Genomic DNA, 20,453 nt, shown 5'->3' on the forward strand with positions numbered 1-20,453 from the left:
CTCCCGGGTCCCCGGCGCCGTACCGGCCGACGGCGCCGGTCACGGCCCGCGGGGCCCCGGGTTCGTACCGGTCACCGGCGAGGGACGGCCTCGCCCCGGCGCCGCGCAGTCCGGTGGCGTCGTCCCACGCCCTCGGGCGGACCTCCTGGTCACGTCGGTCCATGCGGGCCAGCCGCGCCCGGAGCTCCGCGCAGCGCGCTGCGGCCCGTTCGTGGTCGTCCCGGGCCCAGGCCAGGTCCAGGCGCAGGGCGTCCGCCTGCTCGCGGGTCGTGGCCGAGGTCAGGTGACGGGCCAGGGCGGCCTGGCGTTCGGCGGCGTACTTCTGTTCGCGGAGCATGACGTCGAGACGGTCGCCGAGGGCGTCGCGGCCCCCGGGCCGGCCGTCGTACGCGGCGAGCGCTGCGGCGTGCAGGGCGCGGGCCCGGCCCGCCTCCGGGTCGGCTCCCCCCGGGCCGTACTGCCCGGCGAGGTCCTGAAGCAGGGCCTCGACCACGTCCCAGGGCGGCATCTCGCGTCCGTCGAGGCAGGCCCGCATGCCCTCCGGGTCGCGTCGCCAGAACACCGCGCACCATCCGCCGGACGGGTCCAGGCGTGCCAGCAGACCGCCCAGGTAGGTCACGAACTCCCCGACTTCTGCCGGGAGTTGATCCGCCGCCATCGCTCAACTCCCGTGAGACCGGAGTACTCCGCCCCGTAGGCAACACCAGTCGTGTTACGGGCGTGCTACGGGGAGTTTTCACGCGTGGCGCGGGAGCCTCAGAGGGGCGCCAGCGCGCACTGCCCGGCCAGTTCGTCCATGGACAGCCCGAGCGCTCCGGCCAGCGCGGCCACCGTGAAGAAGGCCGGGGTCGGGGCCCGGCCGGTCTCGATCTTCCGGAGGGTCTCCGCGGAGATGCCCGCGCTCGCCGCGATCTGAGTCATGCTCCGGCCGCCACGCGCCTCACGCAGCAGCTTGCCGAGCCGCTCGCCGCGTTCGCGCTCTTCGGGGGTGAGAGGGGTGCGCACCATGACACCATTCTAATACCGGTATAGTAATTGGCATGGTTGAGCTGAAGACAGACACCTCCATCGACGCGATGTACGAAGCGGGCCAGGTCGTCGCCCGGGCCCTCACGGCCGCCCGGCAGGCCGCCGCCGTGGGCGTATCCCTGCTGGAACTGGACGAGGTCGCGCACGGCGTACTGCGCGAGGCGGGCGCGACGTCGCCCTTCCTGGGGTACCGCCCGTCCTTCGCACCGACCCCCTTCCCCGCCGTCCTCTGCGTCTCGGTCAACGACGCGATCGTGCACGGCGTCCCGGGCCGCTACCGCCTGCGCGACGGCGACCTCGTCTCCATCGACTTCGGCGCCGAACTGGGCGGCTGGGTCGGCGACTCCGCACTCAGTTTCGTCGTGGGCACCCCGCGCGAGGCGGACCTCCGCCTGATCGAGACCGCCGAGCGGGCCCTGGCGGCCGGCATCGAGGCGGCCGTCGTCGGCAATCGCATCGGCGACATCGCCCACGCGATCGGCACGGTGTGCCGCGGCGCCGGTTACGGCATCCCGGACGGCTTCGGCGGCCACGGCATCGGCCGCCGCATGCACGAGGACCCCGGGGTGCCGAACGAGGGCCGTCCCGGGCGGGGCATGCGGTTGCGGCACGGCATGGTGCTGGCGATCGAGCCCATGGTCGTCGCGGGCGGCACGGACGACTTCCACGCCGCCCCCGACGGCTGGACCCTGAAGACGAACGACGGCTCCCGCGCGGCCCACGCCGAGCACACGGTGGCGATCACGGAGTCGGGCCCGAGGATCCTGACCGCACGCTGACCTTCGCACCGGCACCAGGATTGCCCTGCTATGCCCCGAAGGTGCCCCTTGTCGGCGATCGTGCGAAGGTGTTCTACGAGCGCGCCCCAGGTGTAACCGGCTGCCACCCGGGTTACCCGACCCCGGCACGTCGACAAGCGAGGGCGTCCCCCGCCCACGCGCCGGGGACGCCGGGAACGGAAGGCCCATGAGCAGCGGCTTCACCAGCCCGGAGGGCTACGGCTCGGATCCCTTCGGAGAATTCCTCGCACGCTTCTTCGGCGGACCGCGTCCCGGTCCCCGGCAGATCGATCTCGGGCGGCTGCTCAGCCAGCCGGCCCGGCAGCTCGTCCGCGGCGCCGCCCAGTACGCCGCCGAGCACGGCAGCCGGGACCTCGACACACAGCATCTGCTGCGGGCGGCGCTCGCCACCGAGCCCACGCGCACCCTGCTCAGCAAGGCCGGCGCGAATCCCGACTCGCTGGCGTCGCAGATCGACGACCGCTCGGGCCCGGCCCAGCACACGCCGGACGACGCCCCGCCGCCGACCGCGCTCTCCCTCACCCCGGCCGCCAAGCGGGCCCTGCTGGACGCGCACGACATGGCCCGGGCCCGCGGCTACGGCTACATCGGCCCGGAGCACGTGCTCAGCGCCCTGGCGTCGAACCCCGACTCGGCCGCCGGGCACATCCTGAACGCGGCCCGCTTCGCCCCCTCCGAACCGCCCGAGGCACCGGAGGCACCCCAGGCCGAGCGCCCGCGCCCGACGAACACGCCGACGCTCGACAAGTACGGCCGTGACCTCACCGAGCTGGCCCGGCAGGGCCGGATCGACCCGGTGATCGGCCGGGACCAGGAGATCGAGCAGACCGTCGAGGTCCTCTCCCGGCGCGGCAAGAACAACCCGGTGCTGATCGGTGACGCGGGGGTCGGCAAGACGGCCATCGTGGAGGGGCTGGCACAGCGCATCTCCGAGGCGGACGTGCCCGACGTGCTGATCGGGCGCCGCGTGGTCGCCCTGGACCTCACGGGTGTGGTCGCGGGCACCCGCTACCGGGGTGACTTCGAGGAGCGGATGAACAACATCGTGGGTGAGATCCGCGCCCACTCCGACCAATTGATCATTTTCATCGACGAGCTGCACACGGTCGTGGGCGCCGGTTCCGGTGGCGGCGACGGCAGCTCGATGGACGCCGGCAACATCCTCAAGCCGGCCCTCGCCCGGGGCGAGCTGCACATCGTGGGCGCCACCACGCTGGAGGAGTACCGCCGGATCGAGAAGGACGCGGCGCTGGCCCGCCGCTTCCAGCCGATCATGGTGCCGGAGCCCACCGCCGCGGACGCCATCGAGATCCTGCGCGGCCTGCAGGACCGCTACGAGGCCCACCACCAGGTCCGCTACACCGACGAGGCCCTGGTCGCGGCCGTGGAACTGTCGGACCGCTACCTCACCGACCGCCGCCTGCCCGACAAGGCGATCGACCTGATCGACCAGGCCGGTGCCCGGGTGCGGCTGCGGGCCCGGACCAAGGGCACGGACGTGCGGGCACTGGAACGGGAACTGGAGCAGCTGACCCGGGACAAGGACCAGGCGGTCGCGGACGAGCAGTACGAGCAGGCCACCCAGTTGCGCGACCGCATCGTGGACGTGAAGCAGCGGATCACCGACGCCGGCGGCGACAGCGAGATCGACGAGGGTCAGGACCTGGTGGTCGGGGCCGAGTCGATCGCCGAGGTGGTGTCCCGGCAGACGGGCATCCCGGTCAGCAGCCTCACCCAGGAGGAGAAGGACCGTCTGCTGGGCCTGGAGGAGCATCTGCACCAGCGGGTGGTCGGCCAGGACGAGGCCGTGCGGGTCGTCTCGGACGCGGTGCTGCGCTCCCGCGCCGGGCTGGCGGCCCCCGACCGCCCGATCGGCAGCTTCCTGTTCCTCGGCCCGACGGGTGTCGGCAAGACCGAACTGGCCCGGGCGCTCGCCGAGGCGCTGTTCGGCAGCGAGGACCGCATGGTCCGGCTGGACATGAGCGAGTACCAGGAGCGCCACACCGTCAGCCGGCTGATCGGCGCCCCGCCCGGCTACGTGGGCCACGAGGAGGCGGGTCAGCTGACCGAGGTCGTGCGCCGCCACCCGTACTCGCTGCTGCTGCTGGACGAGGTGGAGAAGGCCCACCCGGACGTCTTCAACATCCTGCTCCAGGTCCTCGACGACGGCCGGCTGACCGACGCCCAGGGCCGCACGGTGGACTTCAGCAACACGGTCATCGTGATGACGAGCAACCTCGGCTCCGAAGCGATCACCCGCCGGGGCGCCACGACGGGCTTCGCCGCGGGTGGCGCCGACGCGGACGAGGAGGCCCGCCGCGAACAGATCCTGCGGCCCCTGCGCGAGCACTTCCGCCCCGAGTTCCTCAACCGCATCGACGAGATCGTCGTCTTCCGCCAGCTCACCACGGAGCAGCTGCGCCGGATCACCAACCTGCTGCTGGACCGCACCCGTTCCCTCGTGCAGAGCAAGGGCATCACGGTGACCTTCACCGACCGCGCGGTGGAATGGCTGGCCGACCGCGGCTACCAGCCGGAGTACGGCGCCCGCCCGCTTCGCCGCACCATCCAGCGCGAGGTGGACAACGAGCTGTCACGCCTGCTGCTGGACGGCAGGGTCGAGGAAGGCGGCCGGGTCTCGGTCGACGTGGAGGACGGCGGCCTCGCTTTCCGAACGCCCGAGACGGCAACGCCCTGAGGTTTGTGGGGACTGCGCGCTCAGCCCCCACACCCCCGCGGACGGCCCTCAGCGCACCGGCCGCACCACCATCGCCGACCCCCCGCCCCGCCGTACGCTCTCGGCGGCTGCCAGCCACTTTCCGCCGGGCAGTCGCTGAACACCCGTAGCGGCACCGATCTCAGGGTTGACCTTGAAGGAGTGCCCGATCGCCTCGAGCTGCTTCCGCACGGCACTGTCGTACAGGCCGGGCTCCAGCTCGGTCTGCGCGGCGTTGCGCTGACTGGCCCGGGGCGCGGCGATCGCGTCGGCCAGCGGCAGCCCCCGGTCGACGAACCCGGTCAGCGTCTGCAGCACGGTCGTGATGATCGTCGCCCCGCCCGGCGACCCCAGCGCCACCACGGGCTTGTCGTGCCGGTCCAGCACGATCGTCGGCGAGATCGACGACCGCGGCCGCTTGCCCGGCCCCGGCAGATTGGGGTCGTGCACCGCGGGGTTGGCGGGCGTGAAGGAGAAGTCCGTCAGCTCGTTGTTGAGGATGAACCCCCGCCCGGGGACGGTGATCCCACTGCCGCCGGTCTGCTCGATGGTGAGGGTGTAGGCGACGACGTTCCCCCACTTGTCGGCCACCGTCAGGTGCGTGGTGCTGTCGCCCTCGTAGGTCGTCGGCGCGGCCGTACCACCGGTGCCACACCGCTCGGGATGACGCGGGTCGCCGGGGGGCACCGGGCTGGTGAGCACGGCGTCGTCCTTGATGAGGCACTCGCGCGCGTCGGCGAACCTCTGCGACAGCAGTTCCTTCGTCGGCACGTCCTCGAAGGCGGGGTCGCCCACCCACCGGCCCCGGTCGGCGAACGCGATCCGGCTGGCCTCGATGAAGCGGTGCAGATAGCGGGCCTTGCTCGCCTTCGACAGGTCCGTCCGCTCCAGGATGTTGAGCGCCTCCGCGACCGTCGTGCCTCCGGAGGAGGACGGCGCCATGGAGTAGACGCCGAGCCCCCGGTACGAGGTCCTGGTGGGTGCCTGGACCTTGGTGCGGTAGGCGGCCAGATCCTTGGCGGACAGGTCGCCGGGCCGGGCGTTCCAGCCGGAGCCGGGGTCCACCGGCGGCTTGTTGACCGTGTCGACGACGTCCCGGCCGAGCCGGCCGTGGTACAGCGTGTCGACGCCCTTGCGTCCCAGCTCCGCGTACGTACGGGCGAGGTCGGGGTTCTTGAAGGTGGAGCCGACGACGGGGAGCCGCCCGCCCGGCAGGAACAGCTGGGCGGTGTCCGGGAAGTAGCGGAAACGGGCTTCGTTGGACGCCGTCTGGGACCGGAACGTCTCGTCGACCGTGAAGCCGTCGCGGGCGATCCGCTCGGCGGGCTTCAGCACGCTGGAGAGCCGCTTGCTGCCCCACCGGTCGAGGGCCGTCCGCCAGGTGGCGGGCGTGCCCGGGGTGCCGACGCTCAGGCCGCTGCTGACGGCGTCGGCGAAGGCCAGGGGCTTGCCGTTCTCGACGAACAGGTTCTCGTCCGCGGTCAGCGGGGCGGTCTCGCGGCCGTCGATGGTCCGTACGGTGCGGGACTTGGCGTCGTAGTACACGAAGTAGCCGCCCCCGCCGATGCCGGCGGAATAGGGCTCGGTGACGCCGAGCGCGGCGGCCGTGGCGACGGCCGCGTCGACGGCGTTGCCGCCCTTCCTCAGGACCTCGATCCCGGCGGCGGAAGCGTCCGGGTCGACGCTGGAGACGGCGCCCCCGTAGCCGACGGCCATCGGGGTCTTCCCCCCGCCGGGGCTCTGCGCGGCGGGTGGCGGCGCCGCCGCTCCCACCGACACCACCACAGCGGCCGAAACCGCAAGGACCGTCAGATTCCGTGCGACAGGGCGACGCATCCGCACCTCCAGTCAAAGGCCGTCCGCGCAGCTTAATTCATCGCCATGGCCGCGTCAGGCAGGCGTCGAACACCGGTGCGTCGGGCCCGCTACCATGCGCGCCCATGAATGACGACGTGCGCAACATCGTTCTGGGCGTGATGGCGGCGGGTATCAGCGCCGCGCTCGGCTGGCTCACCCGTACGCTCCTGTGGAAGCGCAAACTCCGGCGGAAGCAGGCCTTCTTCGGGCTGCCCGAGAACTCCGAGTCCCTGCTCGTCGTCAACCGCGATCCGGCCGCGAGCGAACCGGCGGTCCACCGCTTCGACGTGTACGCGCTTCTCGAGCTCTCGGCGCTGATCAAGGACTGCGGGGCGCACCTCCACGTCGTCACCCAGGACTCGGCGCATCAGGGCTTCGGGGAGCGTACGGAGTTCTGTGTGGGCGGCCCGGGGTCGAACCGCCGCATGATGGCGCACATGTCGGCCATGCTGCCCGGCGTGCGTGTCAACATCGACGCCGAACCGGGGCCGGACCGGGGTGCCTTCCAGATCGGCGGCGAGCGCTACCGCATGGACCCGGGCATCACGGAGTACGTGCTGCTGGCCCGGCTCACCGTCGGCGACCGCCGCGACGCCCGGCCCGTGTTCCTCTTCTGCGGCCAGCGGGCCATCACCAACCAGGCCGCCACCCACTACCTGGCCCGCAACCACGAGCGCCTGACCCGCAAGTACCGCACGGGATCGTTCGTGCTGCTGCTCAAGGTGATCAACTCGCAGGCGTACGGTGAACGCGAGCCCTGCCGCCAGCATGTGCGCGTGCACCACGCCGTGCAGCAACGGCTGGTGCCGCATGGTCGCGAACAGCCCCCTGCGATACAGCAGCCAGAGGCCGCCCACGAGCAGCAGCGGGCGGCCATGCTCACGACGAGGTGCTGGATCATGTGCCCGATGAACGTCCTCGCGGCACAGCTCCCCCCGACGCCCAGGCCAGCGAGAAGATGAGCGGATCTGGCACGGACGGCCAGTCGTCCGGCTGGGACGCCTGATTGGGGGATCACCGAGGCCGGGTGGTGTCTTCCCTACGTCGGTGTCGAACACCCGTGCAGCCTCCTCGGTGGCCTCGTCCGCCGTATGGCCGGGCAGAGCCCGGACTGCGCGGCGCCTGACCTCGGCGGTCACCGCTCCCGCCTCTTCCAGCAGCTTCAGCAGATCGCTGGTCTTCCGGCGTGTCCGCAAGGCGATGGGCAAGGACGGCTGATCAGGTCGGAACAGAGTGGCCCACACCGGCCCGCGCCTGAGCAGCTCAGCACGGACGACGGCCGGCGGATCGGCATGACGTGAGCATCGGACGTCGGGGAGTGTACGAGCGGGGTTCCGGCCGACCATGAGTACTACGCCACGCCCCCGCCCCCGGATGCGGCAGAGCCGGCTCCTGCTGCTGGCCCGCCTGGAGCGTGAGCCAGAGCCGACGCGGTGATCGACGCGGTCCGCAAGTGGGTGAAGGCCCTCCCAGACGCGTACCACGGCAGGAGCACCGGCCATGCAGTAGAAGCTGGTCCCGCCCCCCACACCCCGATCTCCTTCAGGATCTGCACGCTGGTCTCCGGCTGGGGACGCCGACGTGGACGTGCACGCCGTTGCAGAGCTGCTCCCGCCACCAGCCGGGACGCCTGGCCCGTAGCGGGCCTGGCCGGTGACGGCCACGGGGTGGCCGTGGCGAAGGGCCACCCGCGGTGCCCGAGCCCCGCACTGCCGACTTGAGACTCCCGGGTACGTCAGCTCTTTCCCATGGCCTTGCGGACGGCGTCCTTCGTGCGGTCCACCAGTGCGGCCACCGGACCGAGGGCCACGTTGGCGGTGGCCGACTCGACACCGGGGTGCGGCCGGGTGGGAGCCATCGCCTCGGCGGCTTTGACGGCCTTGGCCATGGCGGCGAGGTTGGTGACGTCGGTGCTGCGGCGGATGTGGGCGAACTCGTAGCGTTCCTCCGCCCGCGCGTGCTCCTGCACCTCGGTGCGCAGCTGCATCAGCCGGGGCATGAACTTGGGGTCGTCGGTGTCCATGTCGTCCAGGGCCGCCAGCGTCTCCTTCGCCGACTTCTCCTCCGCCAAGCGATCCCTGACGACTTGCTCGCCACCTTCGACCGCCCTACGGACGAAGGGGTGGACGACCTCTTCTTCGGCGGTCTCGTGCACGGCCAGCAGGCGTACCAGGCGACGGAAAGCGTCCCGGCGCTCCTCAGCCTGGCTCTGCTCGACCTCGTCGAAGAGGTTGCGGATGTCGCCGTGCTGACGCATCAGCAGAGCCACCACGTCGATGTCGGGCGCCTGGTCGTCGCCGGCCTGAGGTGTTCGCAGTTCGGACATGTGCGGCGTCCTCACTTCTCGCGCTGGGCGGGGTCGGGGTGCTCGCCCTCGGTCTGGACGCGGTACTCGCGGCCGAACATCTCGTCGTGCTCGGTCATCACCCGGTCGCTCGGCGGGGCCTCGCCGCCGTGGATCTGCTCCTGCATCTTCTCGAACCGTTCGTGCGCCTCGCGGACGTAGCCCGCGCCGAGGGTCGTGAGGTCCATCTGGGTATCCAACAGCTCACGCAGGTACTGCTTGTTCGGCTCGAAAGTGAGCACGCTGGGCAGCTCCGGCGCCAGGACCTCCTGCGGCTCGCGTCCGTCGTGGCGGCGCATCAGGTCGCAGGCGATGTGCAGGTGCTCGAGCTCCATGTTCAGGTGGAGCTCCCAGATCGCCTTCACCTTCGGGTCGCTCTCCTGCTCCATGAAGGAGTAGTACAGGTAGCACTCGTTGTACTCGTGGTTGACGAGTTGCTCCCACCACGTCTCGCCCGGGTCCACGAGGGACTCGTAGTGGGTGACGTGCTCCTCCTCGATGAGCCCGATCTCCTGGTAGAGCTGACGGGCGATCGGCTCCATGTAGGTGGGGCCGGTGTTCATGTAGAAGTTCATGGTCTGCTGCTCCGCCGACAAGATCGTCAGCGCGTGCAGCTTCGACAGGGGATTCGTGGCGTCCTTGTCGTACGGGTCACGGACGTTGTCGACCGGATCGCGATGGTGGTACCGGGTCGGCCGGCCCGGCATGACCTCGGTGAGGTTGTCGACGATCGACTCCGCCTTGCGGTGCTCGATCATCTCGTAGAGGTTGGCGTACCGGTACAAGTGGTCGAAGTCCTCCAGGACACCGAACTGGTACGCCTGCTTCAGATAGGGGTCCGGCTCCATCCGCGTGACCCACGCCGTGAGGTCCACGGCGACCTGCTCGTAGGCGATCGTCGTCTCCAGCACCGAGGAGACACCCGGCAACAGCCAGTTCACGGCCTTCTGCTGCTGCGCCTCGATGTAGCGGGTCTGTGCCAGCTGCCGTTTGACCTCCGGGTCGGCCGTGTTCCGGGCGAGCTGGTGGCTGAAGAGGATCGCCTCCACCTCGATGCCGTTCATCGTGATGATCCGACACCGCGTATAGGGGTCGCAGCGGTCGGGGTCGATCGGCTGCACGTTCAGCTCCCGCCAGCTGCGCAGCTGCCGATCCAGCGGGATGCCCCGCTGCTCCAGTGGATTGAAGGTCATGTGGGGGTGCCTCCTGGGACAGGGGGACTCGGGCGCCCGGCGGGTACCCCGCCCCGGACGACGACAACAGGTCCACCTGCGAGTCTCGCCGTCATGGCCGGCTTTCAGCCACCGCTCGCGCCCAGAGGGCGTGCGATTCCCCCTACCGCATCAGCCGAGATGACAGTGTCGGCGCACTATGGCATGACCGGATCCATGCGCACCGGGGGGGATCGTCCGCGCCGACCGGTTGCCGGATGGAGTAGGCCATCGTTGCTGCGGGGTCGGGGCTCGGTCCGGCCGGCCGGATGGGAGCTCCCCGCGCACGCCACTTCCGGTCCGCGCCCGGGACGGCGTCCCGGGCGCCTCGCAGTCTGAGCGCCCGACGGAGGTCGCGTCATCGGATCCGACGCCGCAGCGAGACCCTCAGGACTGGCGAGGCGCTCTGGAGGCCACCTCCTGCAGTGGGGTCCTGAGGGCGCAGGCAGGTCTGCGATGGTTACCCCGCCCCTGAGGGGTACCCGCCTTCACGTAACGCACATAACGGGTAAATCGGAGGTCGGAATGGCAACGCATCCCCGGTCGGACATGGAAACGCACCCCGACATCCTCGCCATGCGCAGTCGACACGAGATGGCCGAGCGTGTCGCGAGTACTCCGAGGGCGCAGGCCGTCGAGGCGATGGCCCTGATCACGGGCCTCTACCTGGCGGCCTCACCGTGGATCGCGGGTTTCAACGGCTTTTCCACCCTGGCCATCAACAACTTGATCGTCGGTATCGCATACGCCGTGATCATGAGCGGTGGCTTTGGCCGGGCATACGAGCGCTCGCACAGCATGGCGTGGGCGGCTTGCGCACTCAGCGTGTGGACGATCTTTGCGCCCTGGGTTGTAGCAGGAGACGTCAGTACCACCAGGACCATAGTCAACAACATCATCGTCGGCGTGATCGCGCTCCTGCTGGCCCTTATGGCAGCCGCAGCCGCCCGCCCGGTGGATCGGCCGTCCGGCGATCACTCATCCCCGCCCAGGTGATCGAGCTGGATCCGAAGGTCGTGGCACCTACCGCTACCGCGCTACCGGGAGCCGCCTGTTGCCGGTGCTCTGCCTCCGTCAGGCTGCTCCTGGCGGAGGCGGGCTTGCGCGGTCGTCAGCTCCGTAAACAGCGACGCGTTCCGCGTAATCAATCAGCGTCCAGGGCGCCCCGGAGGATCCACTCCGGCCGAGCCGCGGTCGGCAAGCTACTTTGAAGCCACCTCCGGCCCTCGCGGGCCACCGAACTTACGGCCCTGCGTTGGTGTGAGTTTCCAACGCCCGCGCGTACGCCCCGGCGCCGGCCTGATGGAACTGCGCATCACCACCGACAGCCGCTGGAGATCGGCGCGCCGGATGCGCCTTCCCACGACTGAACATGTTGCTGTACTGGCTGTTCCTCCTCGCGGCCTGATCGGGCTGAGAGTCGGCTCAGGTCTTGCGGGAAAGCCGCAACGCCAGGCGCTCTCTCGCCGTCATCGCGCCCCACACGCCCTCGTACTCGCCGGTGCGCAGAGCCCAGCTACCGCAGGCTGTCACGACAGGGCACCGGTTACAGACAGCACGGGCCTGCTCGATCTGCTGCAGCGACAGGCCGTCCTCGCCGATCGGGAAGAATAGTTCGGGGTCTTCAAAGCGGCACGCTGCCAAGTCCCGCCAGTTCACGCGCGGCCTCCCCGCCCAGACGACATCACAGGAACGCGAGAAGAAAGCGATTCGGAGAGAGGAGACATCAGCACAATCTCCGCGTGCCACGGCAGGTCCCCCGCTTTCCGGCAGCTCGTCGGGACGGTGCTGCACGCACCGCATCATCCCGGCAGACAGGCAGAAATATAATACCACTTGCCCGTCTGGTGAAGATTTATACCTGTTTGTGACTAGGGAGCGGCCAGCACTTGCTCACCGCTTCGGGGAGCGGGTAGCGACGAGGTGCGAATCGAACCAGGCGAGTTTCTCCGGTACCTGCACCAGTGGCTTGGGCACCGACGGGGACAGCTGTCCGCTTGGCTGCCCCCTCGTGCGTCCGAACAGGCACTCAAAGGTCCCTTCGCATGAGAACGCGGCTCATCCCGTGGCGACGGATCGGCCAGAACGGATCGGTTCCGTGACTGAACGGGCCGCAGCCCCTGAGCGCCGACCGCAGCTCAGCACAGGTAGTCAGGCAGTGGTCCACTGGTGCGCGCGGCCGCCGCGCCATTCAACCCACATGCTGTCGGCGTCCTGGACGCCCGCTCCTTCGAGGAACACCACCAGATCGTGATCGCTGTAGGCGGTGCCGAGGATCTCGTCCCGGGCTCCGGAGTGCACGGTGACTCTGCGGCCGCCAGTGCGGGAGGGCGGGTGTACGACGATCGGCGCGCTGCTCATGCTTCCCAGCGTGCCCCTGGCGGGCCCGGTCGGCGAGCCGCTGCGGCGGTCAGTGGCTGTCGTCAGACCCCTGGCGACCCGGGCTTGTTCGTACCGGGTCAGTGCGCTCCACGCGCGGGGCGGCTTGCCGGAGGCGTCGGGGCAAGATCACGTGGGAGCGCTGTCCTTGGCTGACCTCCCCCGACAGGGGGCGCTGGCCGCGCGGGCTATCGCGCGTTCAGTGCGGTACTGGGTGACCAAAGGTTGGAGAAGGTTGAAGAGGAGCATCGTTCCCGCGGGGAGAGCGCAGGTCGGCACAGCGAGATCTTGTACCGGAGGAGGTCTGCCGAGCGGGACATACCGGGTGTCTGGCAATGCCGGTCGCGAGCGGACGAGGAAGCAGGCCATCCTCTCGTCATGCGGCAGCAGTTGGCCACCGGTCGAGACGAAGGCTTCCGAAAGTGATCGGACGATGCTTTTGTGCCGCTGTCGGTGGGAAGGTTGCGCAGCGCCGTCCCGGGCGGGGTCTGACTCATGAGACCTTTGACCGAAGTGTCCAGTCACGGGCTTGTCGACTGTCGTCGCGGGATGGTGTCTGCTGTCACCGAGCCACAGGGCGTGTCCCAATAGGGGCCTTGCCGCACATCAGGCGCCATCACGGTTCAGACCGCCCGACCAACCCGGTGCCAGCCACCCAGCAGGTCACCACGCGGGAGGCGAACCACCATGACGACCAGACAGCGCAGCACCTCCTCCAGCGCGGATCCTCCCGTTCCGGGCGAGGTCGTCCTGGGCGTGGACACGCACGGCGAGGTCCATGTCGCCGCCGTTCTCTGCCCACTGGGTCAGGTACTGGGCACCAAGTCCTTTCCGGCCACGGCGGCCGGCTACCGTCGGCTGCTCGGCTGGGCCCGCAAGCTGGGGAGGGTGCGCCGGGCCGGTGTGGAGGGCACCGGCACCTTCGGAGCGGGCCTGTCCCGCTACCTGCTGGCTCAGCACGTCCAGGTGTACGCAGTGAACCGGCCCGACCGTACTGCCCGCCGTCTGCTCGGGAAGTCGGACCCGCTCGATGCGCAGGCTGCTGCGCGGGCCGTGCTCAGCGGTCGCGCCCGGGCCCGGGCCAAAACCGGCGACGGTCCGGTGCACAGCGCCCGGATGTTCAAACTCGCAAAAGGACTCCGCGGTCAAGGCACGGACCCAGGCGATCAATCAGCTCAAGGCCGTCCTGGTCATAGCCGACCCCGCTCTACGGGAACGCTTGTCTAATCTGGGCAACCGCGAGCTGTTCCGCACATGCGCGCGCCTCGGCCTGCACGACGGCGGGGGCGACGAGGACGCGGTGGCCCAGGCCACCCATATGACCCTGAGCATGCTCGCCGAGCGAATTGAGCAGCTCACCGGGCAGATCGACGAGCTGAACCGACGCCTGACCCGGCTCGTCGAGCGCCATGCCCCGCAACTGCTCGTACCCGTGGGCATCGGCCCGGACAGTGCCGTCACTTTGCTGATCACCATGGGAGACAATCCCGAGCGGCTGAGCACCGAGGCGTCCTTCGCCGCTTTGTGCGGGGTCAGTCCCATCGAGTACTCCTCGGGCCGCAGGATCTCGCGTCGCCTCAACCATGGCGGCGACCGGCAGGCGAACGCCGCCCTGCACCGCATCGTGTTCACCCGGCTGCGCTTCGATTCCCGCACCCAGGCGTACTACGAACGCCGCACCCAGGAGGGCAAGACCCGACGTGAGATCATTCGGTGCCTCAAGCGATATGCCGCCCGAGAGGTCTTCAACCTGGTCAGGACGGTATCCACCAAACCCCCGTTATAGGGGCGTCCGTGATACGTGAGAGGGTCTGAGGCGTGAGTGAGACACCGTCGAACACCCTGCAATACCGCTTTGACGGGCCAGAAGAGGCTCCCGTCCTGATCCTCGGTCCCTCACTGGGTACCACATGGCACATGTGGGACCGCCAGGTCCCCGAGCTGATCAAGCACTGGCGCGTCTTCCGGTTCGACCTGCCCGGCCACGGCGGCGCCCCCGCGTACCCGGCGGGATCGGTGAGTGACCTCGCCACGCGGCTGCTGGCCACCCTCGAAGGGCTCGGCGTGCAGCGCTTCGGCTACGCGGGCTGCGCGCTCGGCGGTGCCGTCGGCATCGAGCTGGCCCTGCGCCACCCGGAACGGCTCGCCTCGCTCACGCTGATCGCCGCCTCGCCCCGCTTCGGCACGCCCGACGAGTTCCGGCAGCGAGGTGTGATCGTCCGGACGAACGGCCTGGACCCGATCGCCCGCAGCGCACCCGAGCGCTGGTTCACCGGCGGGTTCGCCGCCGCGCAGCCCGCGATCACCGAGTGGGCCGTGCAGATGGTGCGCACCACCGACCCCGGCTGCTACATCGCCTCCTGCGAGGCGCTCGCCTCCTTCGACGTGCGCCCCGAGCTCGGGCGGGTCGGCGTACCGACCCTGGTCCTGGTCGGATCGGACGACCAGGTCACCGGCCCCGCCGAGGCCCGCACGCTGGTCGCCGGCATCCCGGACGCCCGCCTCGCCGTCGTCCCCGGCGCCTCCCACCTGGTCCCGGTGGAGCAGCCCGGGGCGGTCACCGACCTGCTGGTGCGGCACTTCTCCACCGCCTGGCAGCCCGTCTTCGAGACCTCCACCGGCCCGACCGCCCTGCCCGCGGCCGCCCTCAAGCCGGTCCTGTCTCCCGCCCCGCCGCAGTCCCTGCAGACGGGGCCCGTCGCCGAGATCGCCCCGCTCGCCGTACCGCCGCAGGCCCAGGGCCGGCCCGACCCGTACGACGCCGGGATCAAGGTCCGCCGCGAAGTGCTGGGCGATGCGCACGTGGACCGGGCGCTGGCCCAGGCCGACGCGTTCTCCGGGGACTTCCAGGAGTTCATCACCCGCTACGCCTGGGGCGAGATCTGGGACCGCCCCGGCCTGGACCGGCGCACCCGCAGCTGCGTCACGCTCACCGCCCTGGTCGCCGGCGGCCACCTGGACGAGCTGGCCTTCCACACCAGAGCCGCCCTGCGCAACGGCCTCACCCCGGGGGAGATCAAGGAAGTGCTGCTCCAGGCGGCCGTGTACTGCGGCGTCCCGGCCGCGAACAGCGCATTCAAGGTGGCCCAGCGGGTCATCCGGGAGGAGACCACGCCCCAGGAGTGAGTCCGCGGGAGGGGCGCGGAGGCAGGATGGATCCATGAAGCTCACGAAGAAGTCGCACGCCTGCGTCCGTCTGGAGAAGGACGGCCGGACCCTCGTCCTCGACCCCGGCGCCTTCACCGAGGAGGACGCCGCGCTCGGCGCGGACGCGATCCTCGTCACCCACGAGCACCCCGACCACTTCGACGAGTCCCGGCTGCGCGCCGCGATGGAGAGCAACCCGGCCGCCGAGATCTGGACCCTGCGGGCGGTGGCGGAGAAGATCTCCTCCGCCTTCCCCGGCCGTGTCCACACCGTCGGCCACGGCGACACCTTCACGGCCGCCGGCTTCGACGTCCAGGTCCACGGCGAACTCCACGCGGTGATCCACCCGGACATCCCGCGCGTCACCAACGTCGGCTACCTCGTCGACGGCGGCAGGGTCTTCCACCCCGGCGACGCCCTCACCGTCCCCGACCAGCCGGTCGAGACGCTGATGCTCCCCGTCATGGCCCCCTGGAGCAAGATCTCCGAGGTCATCGACTATGTGCGAGAGCTGCAGCCGCAGCGCGCCTACGACATCCACGACGCCCTGCTCACGGACCTGGCCCGTCCGATCTACGACCGGCAGATCGGGCAGCTCGGCGGAGCGCAGCACCTGCGGCTGACGCCGGGGGAGTCCGCCGAGGTCTGAGGCCGCGAGGGTACCGGGCCGCGTTGTCAGACCCGCCGGGTAGGTTGTGGGACATGCGCATCGCGACCTGGAACGTGAACTCGATCACCGCCCGCCTGCCGAGGCTCCTGGCCTGGCTGGAGAGCAGCGGCACGGACGTGTTGTGCCTCCAGGAGGCCAAGGTCGCCGAGGAGCAGTTCCCCGCGGAGCAGCTACGTGAGCTGGGCTACGAGTCGGCGGTCCACGCGACCGGCCGGTGGAACGGCGTGGCGGTGCTCTCCCGTGTCGGCATCGAGGACGTCGTCAAGGGCCTGCCCGGCGACCCGGGGTTCGACGGCTCGGTGGAGCCCCGCGCCATATCGGCGACGTGCGGCCCGCTCCGCGTCTGGTCGGTCTACGTGCCCAACGGCCGCGAGGTGGACCACCCGCACTACGCCTACAAGCTCCAGTGGTTCGAGGCCCTCAAGGCCGCTGTCGCCGGTGACGCGGCGGGCAGCCGCCCCTTCGCGGTGATGGGCGACTACAACGTGGCGCCGACGGACGACGACGTCTTCGACCCCGCCTTCTTCGAGGGCTCCACCCACGTCACCCCCGCCGAGCGCGCGGCTCTGGCCTCCCTGCGTGAGGCGGGCCTGTCCGACGTGGTCCCGCGGCCCCTCAAGTACGACCACCCGTTCACGTACTGGGACTACCGCCAGCTCTGCTTCCCGAAGAACCGCGGCATGCGGATCGACCTGGTGTACGCCAACGCGCCCTTCGCCAAGGCGGTCGGCGACGCGTACGTGGACCGCGAGGAGCGCAAGGGCAAGGGCGCCTCGGACCACGCGCCCGTGGTCGTGGACCTGGACGTCTAGGACCTGCCGTCCTGCGGCCTGATCCAAACGACCCTAGGGCCGCAGCAGCCGCAGGTCGACCGAGTCCGCCAGGGCCGCCAGGCCCGCGTCCCCCGGGTGCAGACGGTCCCCGCTGTCGTACGCGGGGAGCATCCGGGAAGGCTGCCGCGGATCACGGACCACCGCGTCGAAGTCGAGCACGCCGTCGAAGGCCTCGCCGCCGCGCATCCACTCGTTCACCACGACCCGCTCGGCGTCGACGTCGGCGGTGCACCGGGCCTCGCCCTCGCAGGGCAGGATCGTCGCGGCGAGCATCCTCAGCCCCCGGGCCTGTCCCCGCGCCGCCAGCTCGCGCAGCCCGGCGATCACCCGCTCCGCCGACGTGCCCCACCGCAGGTCGTTGACGCCCTCGAAGACGACGGCCGTACGCGCCGACGGCTGGGCGAGGACATCCCGGTCGAAGCGGTGCAGGGCGCTCACCCCGGCCGTGTCCGTGGACACCCCGTCGCCGGGGTACCGGTCGGTGACCACGCGGTTGCCCGAGACCCCGAGGTTCAGCACGCCGTAGCGCGGGACGGTGCTCTGCTCCAGGAGCCGGCCGGCCAGGACGTTCGGCCAGCGCCGGTTCGCGTCCACCGTGGACTTGTCGCCGTCGGTGATCGAGTCCCCGAGCAGCACCACGGAGCCGGGACCGCCGCCCACGTCGACCCCGGCGAGCAGCGGCCAGCGGCTGATCACCGAGGTGTACGCCCCGGCGGCGGCGTCCGCCGCGTGGTCGCCGGGCTCACTGACGTACGAGCGCTGCTGGGCGAGCCCGTGCACCGGCGCCGCCGCCACCGTCCCGGGCAGGTGGAAGCTCACCAGCAGGTTGGCGTCCGCCGGCACGGAGAAGCCGAGCGGATCGCTGTACGCCTGGCCCCCGGCCGGGATCGCCACGCCCGCCGCACCGCCGAACGACAGCGCCACCGGCATGCCCCGCGATGCCGCGCCCGACGCCTGCACCGCGACCGTCGCGCTCCCGATCCGCACGGGAGCGGCCGCGAAGGTGTTGTCGAACCGCACCCGCACCCGTGGCCCACCGGACGACGTGTGCACGACCAGCCGCAGGGTCCGGTCCGTCCAGGGGCCAACGGCGGCGTAGCCTCCCGTGGCTGTCGTCCAGCTGCCCGTCCAGCCCTGCGTGGCGGTCCGCACCGACACCGCGAAGACGTGCAGCCCCGCCGCGCTCGGCAGCCGGACCGAGGTCACCGCGCGCCCCGGCGCCAGCGGCACCGTCCTGACGTACAGGCGGACCTGCCGGGCGAGTTGGCCGCCGGGCGTGTTGAGGTGCGGCAGTGCCACGGCCTTGGTCGCGAGCGGCCCGGTGAGCCAGTCGGGCGCGGTCAGCCGGTAGCCGGAGCGGGTGCCGTTCGCGTACGTGACCGTGCCCCGGCCGCCCACCTCCGTGCCGGCGGTGCCCGCCACCAGGAAGGCGAGGGCGTCCCCGCGGCCCGTGACCCGCACGTCCTGCCCGGCGGCCCGGACGTTGTCCGGCTCGCCGGGCCGGCGCTTCGGCCAGGTCAGCCGGGCGCCCTGCACGGTGAGCGCGCGGCCGGGCGTCCAGCCGGCGGCCGTGAGGTCGCGCGCCGACAGGGAGGCGCCGGAGCCGTCGAAGTCGGCCTCCTGCGGCCGGCTGTCATCACTGACGGCCACGTTGTCGAACAGCTGCTCCAGCGGCACCGGTGCCGCGCGCCCCCGCTCGGCGGCCTGCGCCGACACCGCCGGCACCAGCGACCCGCACAGGGCCAGGACGACCAGGATCCCCCGGACACATCGGCGCACGGCCGACTCCTCCCGCTCATCGACACACGACGCGACACACGAAATACAGAGACGAAAACAGAAGGGACAACGACGGCCGGGACACAAGACGCACGGTGAAAATAGGGAGGCGGGAGTGACCCGTCAACGCGCGCCGCGTGAACTCGGCCTGAACCCGACCGGCAGCGGCGGACCCGCGCGCCCTGTGGTGCAAACGGCGGTACGAATGACACGCTGGGAGTATGAACATCCCTTTCCTGGGCAACCGGCGCCAGAAGGTCGGGTTCCCCGACCCCGAAGGCATCGCGGAACTCCTCGCCGAGTGCGAACTGCTCCGCTCCCAGGCGTACCGGGAGGGCGTCCGGCTGGACGACTCGGCGGCCTCCCTGGAGGCGCTCGACCAGCTCGTGCCGCGCTGGCGGGACGACGAGGAGACATTGCCCTGGCTGGGCAACGACGCCGGGCTCTACCTCGGCACCGTCATCGTGCGTACGGTGCCGGGAGCCGCCTGGGAGATCCGGTCCGACGGCCAGCCGGTCGTGCGACTGGTCTCCGGCCGGGAGTTCGACGTCGTGGACTCCGGGCACGAGTGGGCGGTGAACGGGGTCCCCGAGCTGTCGCAGCTGTACGCCGAAGTCGCGGAGTCGTGAGCCCCATGACCGCAACCTTTGGCCCAAAGCCCGACGTAAATACGGCTAATGATCGAAAAGTGCGTGTCGCCCGACAAGTCCGATCTTGCCTGGATACGTTGCGGCAACCACCACACAGCTGAGAGTGAGTAGGGCTGAGCATGGCCGTCGAGCCGCTGATCGAGCTGCGTGACGTCAACAAGCACTTCGGGGAGCTGCATGTCCTGCAGGACATCAACCTCACCGTCGGCCGGGGAGAGGTGGTCGTGGTCATCGGCCCGTCGGGGTCGGGGAAGTCGACCCTCTGCCGGGCGATCAACAGGCTGGAGACCATCGAGTCCGGGGAGATCGTCCTCGACGGGCAGCCGCTGCCCGAGGAGGGCAAGCCCCTGGCCCGGCTGCGCGCGGACGTGGGCATGGTCTTCCAGGCGTTCAACCTCTTCGCCCACAAGACCGTCCTGCAGAACCTCTCCCTGGGGCAGGTCAAGGTGCGCGGGCGCAAGAAGGAGGATGCCGACAAGCGCTCCCGTGAACTGCTCGACCGGGTCGGCGTCGCCGACCAGGCGGACAAGTACCCGGCGCAGCTCTCCGGCGGCCAGCAGCAGCGCGTGGCCATCGCCCGTGCCCTGGCCATGGAGCCCAAGGCGATGCTCTTCGACGAGCCGACCTCGGCCCTCGACCCGGAGATGATCAACGAGGTGCTGGAGGTCATGAAGCAACTGGCTCGCGACGGCATGACCATGATCGTCGTCACGCACGAGATGGGCTTCGCCCGCTCGGCCGCCAACCGCGTCGTCTTCATGGCCGACGGCCGGATCGTCGAGGACCGCACCCCCGACGAGTTCTTCACCAACCCCACCAGCGACCGCGCCAAGGACTTCCTCTCCAAGATCCTCAAGCACTGAACGGGGCAGGCACCGAACGGCTCATCGGATCGGACCTCGACTACGATGTGCCCTTCATCCCTGTCGGAGAGGGGGACTTCGCGGAAGACCGCCGATCCCGCCAGGGGTGAGCAGACCGCCCGCCCGGTGCGTGGGGCACTCCCCACCGGGTGCGGCCCCCACGGCCCGAAGGCCA

At 70.6% G+C, this 20,453-nt stretch carries 15 protein-coding genes and 4 pseudogenes; 10 read left to right on the top strand and 9 right to left on the bottom strand.

Annotation, left to right across the window (positions count from 1 at the left end):
• Both C1J00_RS11795 and C1J00_RS11800 read right to left on the bottom strand, forming a co-directional pair.
• A pseudogene (locus C1J00_RS11795) lies at positions 1-658 on the bottom strand (hypothetical protein); the annotation flags it as partial.
• Positions 659-756: 98 nt separating this feature from the next.
• Positions 757-1,008, bottom strand: coding sequence for a helix-turn-helix domain-containing protein (locus C1J00_RS11800; RefSeq protein ID WP_102908998.1), 252 nt, complete (start codon positions 1,006-1,008; stop codon positions 757-759).
• Between the two features lie 32 nt (positions 1,009-1,040).
• On the opposite strand from C1J00_RS11800, the gene map reads away from it, so the two are divergent.
• Positions 1,041-1,808: a type I methionyl aminopeptidase gene (map, locus tag C1J00_RS11805; protein WP_102908999.1), complete on the top strand. Its 768-nt coding sequence runs from the start codon at positions 1,041-1,043 to the stop codon at positions 1,806-1,808.
• A gap of 187 nt (positions 1,809-1,995) precedes the next feature.
• Complete coding sequence (locus C1J00_RS11810; RefSeq protein WP_102909000.1) at positions 1,996-4,527, top strand: ATP-dependent Clp protease ATP-binding subunit; 2,532 nt, start codon at positions 1,996-1,998, stop codon at positions 4,525-4,527.
• A gap of 48 nt (positions 4,528-4,575) precedes the next feature.
• Here the strand turns inward: C1J00_RS11810 and ggt are convergent, their stop codons facing one another.
• Positions 4,576-6,381 carry a gamma-glutamyltransferase gene (ggt, locus tag C1J00_RS11815; RefSeq protein WP_102909001.1) on the bottom strand — a complete coding sequence of 602 codons (1,806 nt, stop codon included), beginning with the start codon at positions 6,379-6,381 and terminating at the stop codon, positions 4,576-4,578.
• A 104-nt stretch (positions 6,382-6,485) separates the two neighbouring features.
• Between ggt and C1J00_RS46660 the strand changes: the two are divergent.
• Positions 6,486-7,148, top strand: a pseudogene (locus C1J00_RS46660) (hypothetical protein); the annotation flags it as partial.
• Here the strand turns inward: C1J00_RS46660 and C1J00_RS47880 are convergent.
• From C1J00_RS47880 to C1J00_RS11835, 3 genes and pseudogenes are all read right to left on the bottom strand, one after another.
• Positions 7,116-7,904, bottom strand: a pseudogene (locus tag C1J00_RS47880) (hypothetical protein); the annotation flags it as partial. The pseudogenes C1J00_RS46660 and C1J00_RS47880 overlap by 33 nt on opposite strands.
• A 233-nt stretch (positions 7,905-8,137) precedes the next feature.
• On the bottom strand, positions 8,138-8,728 hold the full coding sequence (locus C1J00_RS11830; protein WP_102909002.1) for a hemerythrin domain-containing protein: 591 nt from the start codon (positions 8,726-8,728) through the stop codon (positions 8,138-8,140).
• An 11-nt stretch (positions 8,729-8,739) separates the two neighbouring features.
• On the bottom strand, positions 8,740-9,939 hold the full coding sequence (locus tag C1J00_RS11835) for a hypothetical protein (RefSeq protein ID WP_102909003.1): 1,200 nt from the start codon (positions 9,937-9,939) through the stop codon (positions 8,740-8,742).
• A gap of 543 nt (positions 9,940-10,482) precedes the next feature.
• Between C1J00_RS11835 and C1J00_RS11840 the strand changes: the two genes are divergently transcribed.
• Positions 10,483-10,953 carry an SPW repeat protein gene (locus C1J00_RS11840; protein ID WP_180989512.1) on the top strand — a complete coding sequence of 157 codons (471 nt, stop codon included), beginning with the start codon at positions 10,483-10,485 and terminating at the stop codon, positions 10,951-10,953.
• A 429-nt stretch (positions 10,954-11,382) separates the two neighbouring features.
• Here the strand turns inward: C1J00_RS11840 and C1J00_RS11845 are convergent, their stop codons facing one another.
• Positions 11,383-11,616: a WhiB family transcriptional regulator gene (locus C1J00_RS11845; RefSeq protein WP_102909004.1), complete on the bottom strand. Its 234-nt coding sequence runs from the start codon at positions 11,614-11,616 to the stop codon at positions 11,383-11,385.
• Positions 11,617-12,108: 492 nt separating this feature from the next.
• The gene (locus C1J00_RS11850; protein ID WP_102909005.1) at positions 12,109-12,318 is read right to left on the bottom strand and encodes a hypothetical protein; all 210 of its coding nucleotides are present in this window, start codon (positions 12,316-12,318) and stop codon (positions 12,109-12,111) included.
• Positions 12,319-13,023: 705 nt separating this feature from the next.
• Here C1J00_RS11850 and C1J00_RS48220 point away from each other — a divergent pair.
• The 4 genes and pseudogenes from C1J00_RS48220 (at position 13,024) to C1J00_RS11870 (ending at position 16,965) form a co-directional block, all read left to right on the top strand.
• Positions 13,024-14,122, top strand: a pseudogene (locus tag C1J00_RS48220) (IS110 family RNA-guided transposase).
• A gap of 32 nt (positions 14,123-14,154) precedes the next feature.
• Positions 14,155-15,462 carry a bifunctional 3-oxoadipate enol-lactonase/4-carboxymuconolactone decarboxylase PcaDC gene (pcaDC, locus tag C1J00_RS11860; RefSeq protein ID WP_102909006.1) on the top strand — a complete coding sequence of 436 codons (1,308 nt, stop codon included), beginning with the start codon at positions 14,155-14,157 and terminating at the stop codon, positions 15,460-15,462.
• A gap of 34 nt (positions 15,463-15,496) precedes the next feature.
• Positions 15,497-16,132, top strand: coding sequence for an MBL fold metallo-hydrolase (locus C1J00_RS11865; protein WP_102909007.1), 636 nt, complete (start codon positions 15,497-15,499; stop codon positions 16,130-16,132).
• 53 nt (positions 16,133-16,185) lie between these two features.
• A complete protein-coding gene (locus tag C1J00_RS11870) occupies positions 16,186-16,965 on the top strand; it encodes an exodeoxyribonuclease III (protein ID WP_102909008.1) in 780 nt (259 codons plus the stop codon).
• 33 nt (positions 16,966-16,998) lie between these two features.
• Here the strand turns inward: C1J00_RS11870 and C1J00_RS11875 are convergent, their stop codons facing one another.
• Complete coding sequence (locus tag C1J00_RS11875; RefSeq protein WP_102909009.1) at positions 16,999-18,765, bottom strand: SGNH/GDSL hydrolase family protein; 1,767 nt, start codon at positions 18,763-18,765, stop codon at positions 16,999-17,001.
• A gap of 221 nt (positions 18,766-18,986) precedes the next feature.
• Here C1J00_RS11875 and C1J00_RS11880 point away from each other — a divergent pair, with 221 nt between their 5' ends.
• Together C1J00_RS11880 and C1J00_RS11885 are read left to right on the top strand one after the other, a co-directional pair.
• Positions 18,987-19,394 carry a DUF6278 family protein gene (locus tag C1J00_RS11880; protein ID WP_102909010.1) on the top strand — a complete coding sequence of 136 codons (408 nt, stop codon included), beginning with the start codon at positions 18,987-18,989 and terminating at the stop codon, positions 19,392-19,394.
• A gap of 140 nt (positions 19,395-19,534) precedes the next feature.
• On the top strand, positions 19,535-20,278 hold the full coding sequence (locus C1J00_RS11885; RefSeq protein ID WP_102909011.1) for an amino acid ABC transporter ATP-binding protein: 744 nt from the start codon (positions 19,535-19,537) through the stop codon (positions 20,276-20,278).
• Positions 20,279-20,453: the final 175 nt, after the last annotated feature.

The organism is Streptomyces cahuitamycinicus (assembly GCF_002891435.1).
Lineage (GTDB): Bacteria > Actinomycetota > Actinomycetes > Streptomycetales > Streptomycetaceae > Streptomyces > Streptomyces cahuitamycinicus.

What these genes read in the sequence shown, in the direction of transcription:
- C1J00_RS11800 (WP_102908998.1), bottom strand. Translation starts at nt 1,008, where the DNA reads ATGGTGCGCACCCCTCTCACCCCCGAAGAGCGCGAACGCGGCGAGCGG.
- map (WP_102908999.1), top strand. Translation starts at nt 1,041, where the DNA reads ATGGTTGAGCTGAAGACAGACACCTCCATCGACGCGATGTACGAAGCG.
- C1J00_RS11810 (WP_102909000.1), top strand. Translation starts at nt 1,996, where the DNA reads ATGAGCAGCGGCTTCACCAGCCCGGAGGGCTACGGCTCGGATCCCTTC.
- ggt (WP_102909001.1), bottom strand. Translation starts at nt 6,381, where the DNA reads ATGCGTCGCCCTGTCGCACGGAATCTGACGGTCCTTGCGGTTTCGGCC.
- C1J00_RS11830 (WP_102909002.1), bottom strand. Translation starts at nt 8,728, where the DNA reads ATGTCCGAACTGCGAACACCTCAGGCCGGCGACGACCAGGCGCCCGAC.
- C1J00_RS11835 (WP_102909003.1), bottom strand. Translation starts at nt 9,939, where the DNA reads ATGACCTTCAATCCACTGGAGCAGCGGGGCATCCCGCTGGATCGGCAG.
- C1J00_RS11840 (WP_180989512.1), top strand. Translation starts at nt 10,483, where the DNA reads ATGGCAACGCATCCCCGGTCGGACATGGAAACGCACCCCGACATCCTC.
- C1J00_RS11850 (WP_102909005.1), bottom strand. Translation starts at nt 12,318, where the DNA reads ATGAGCAGCGCGCCGATCGTCGTACACCCGCCCTCCCGCACTGGCGGC.
- C1J00_RS11865 (WP_102909007.1), top strand. Translation starts at nt 15,497, where the DNA reads ATGAAGCTCACGAAGAAGTCGCACGCCTGCGTCCGTCTGGAGAAGGAC.
- C1J00_RS11870 (WP_102909008.1), top strand. Translation starts at nt 16,186, where the DNA reads ATGCGCATCGCGACCTGGAACGTGAACTCGATCACCGCCCGCCTGCCG.
- C1J00_RS11880 (WP_102909010.1), top strand. Translation starts at nt 18,987, where the DNA reads ATGAACATCCCTTTCCTGGGCAACCGGCGCCAGAAGGTCGGGTTCCCC.
- C1J00_RS11885 (WP_102909011.1), top strand. Translation starts at nt 19,535, where the DNA reads ATGGCCGTCGAGCCGCTGATCGAGCTGCGTGACGTCAACAAGCACTTC.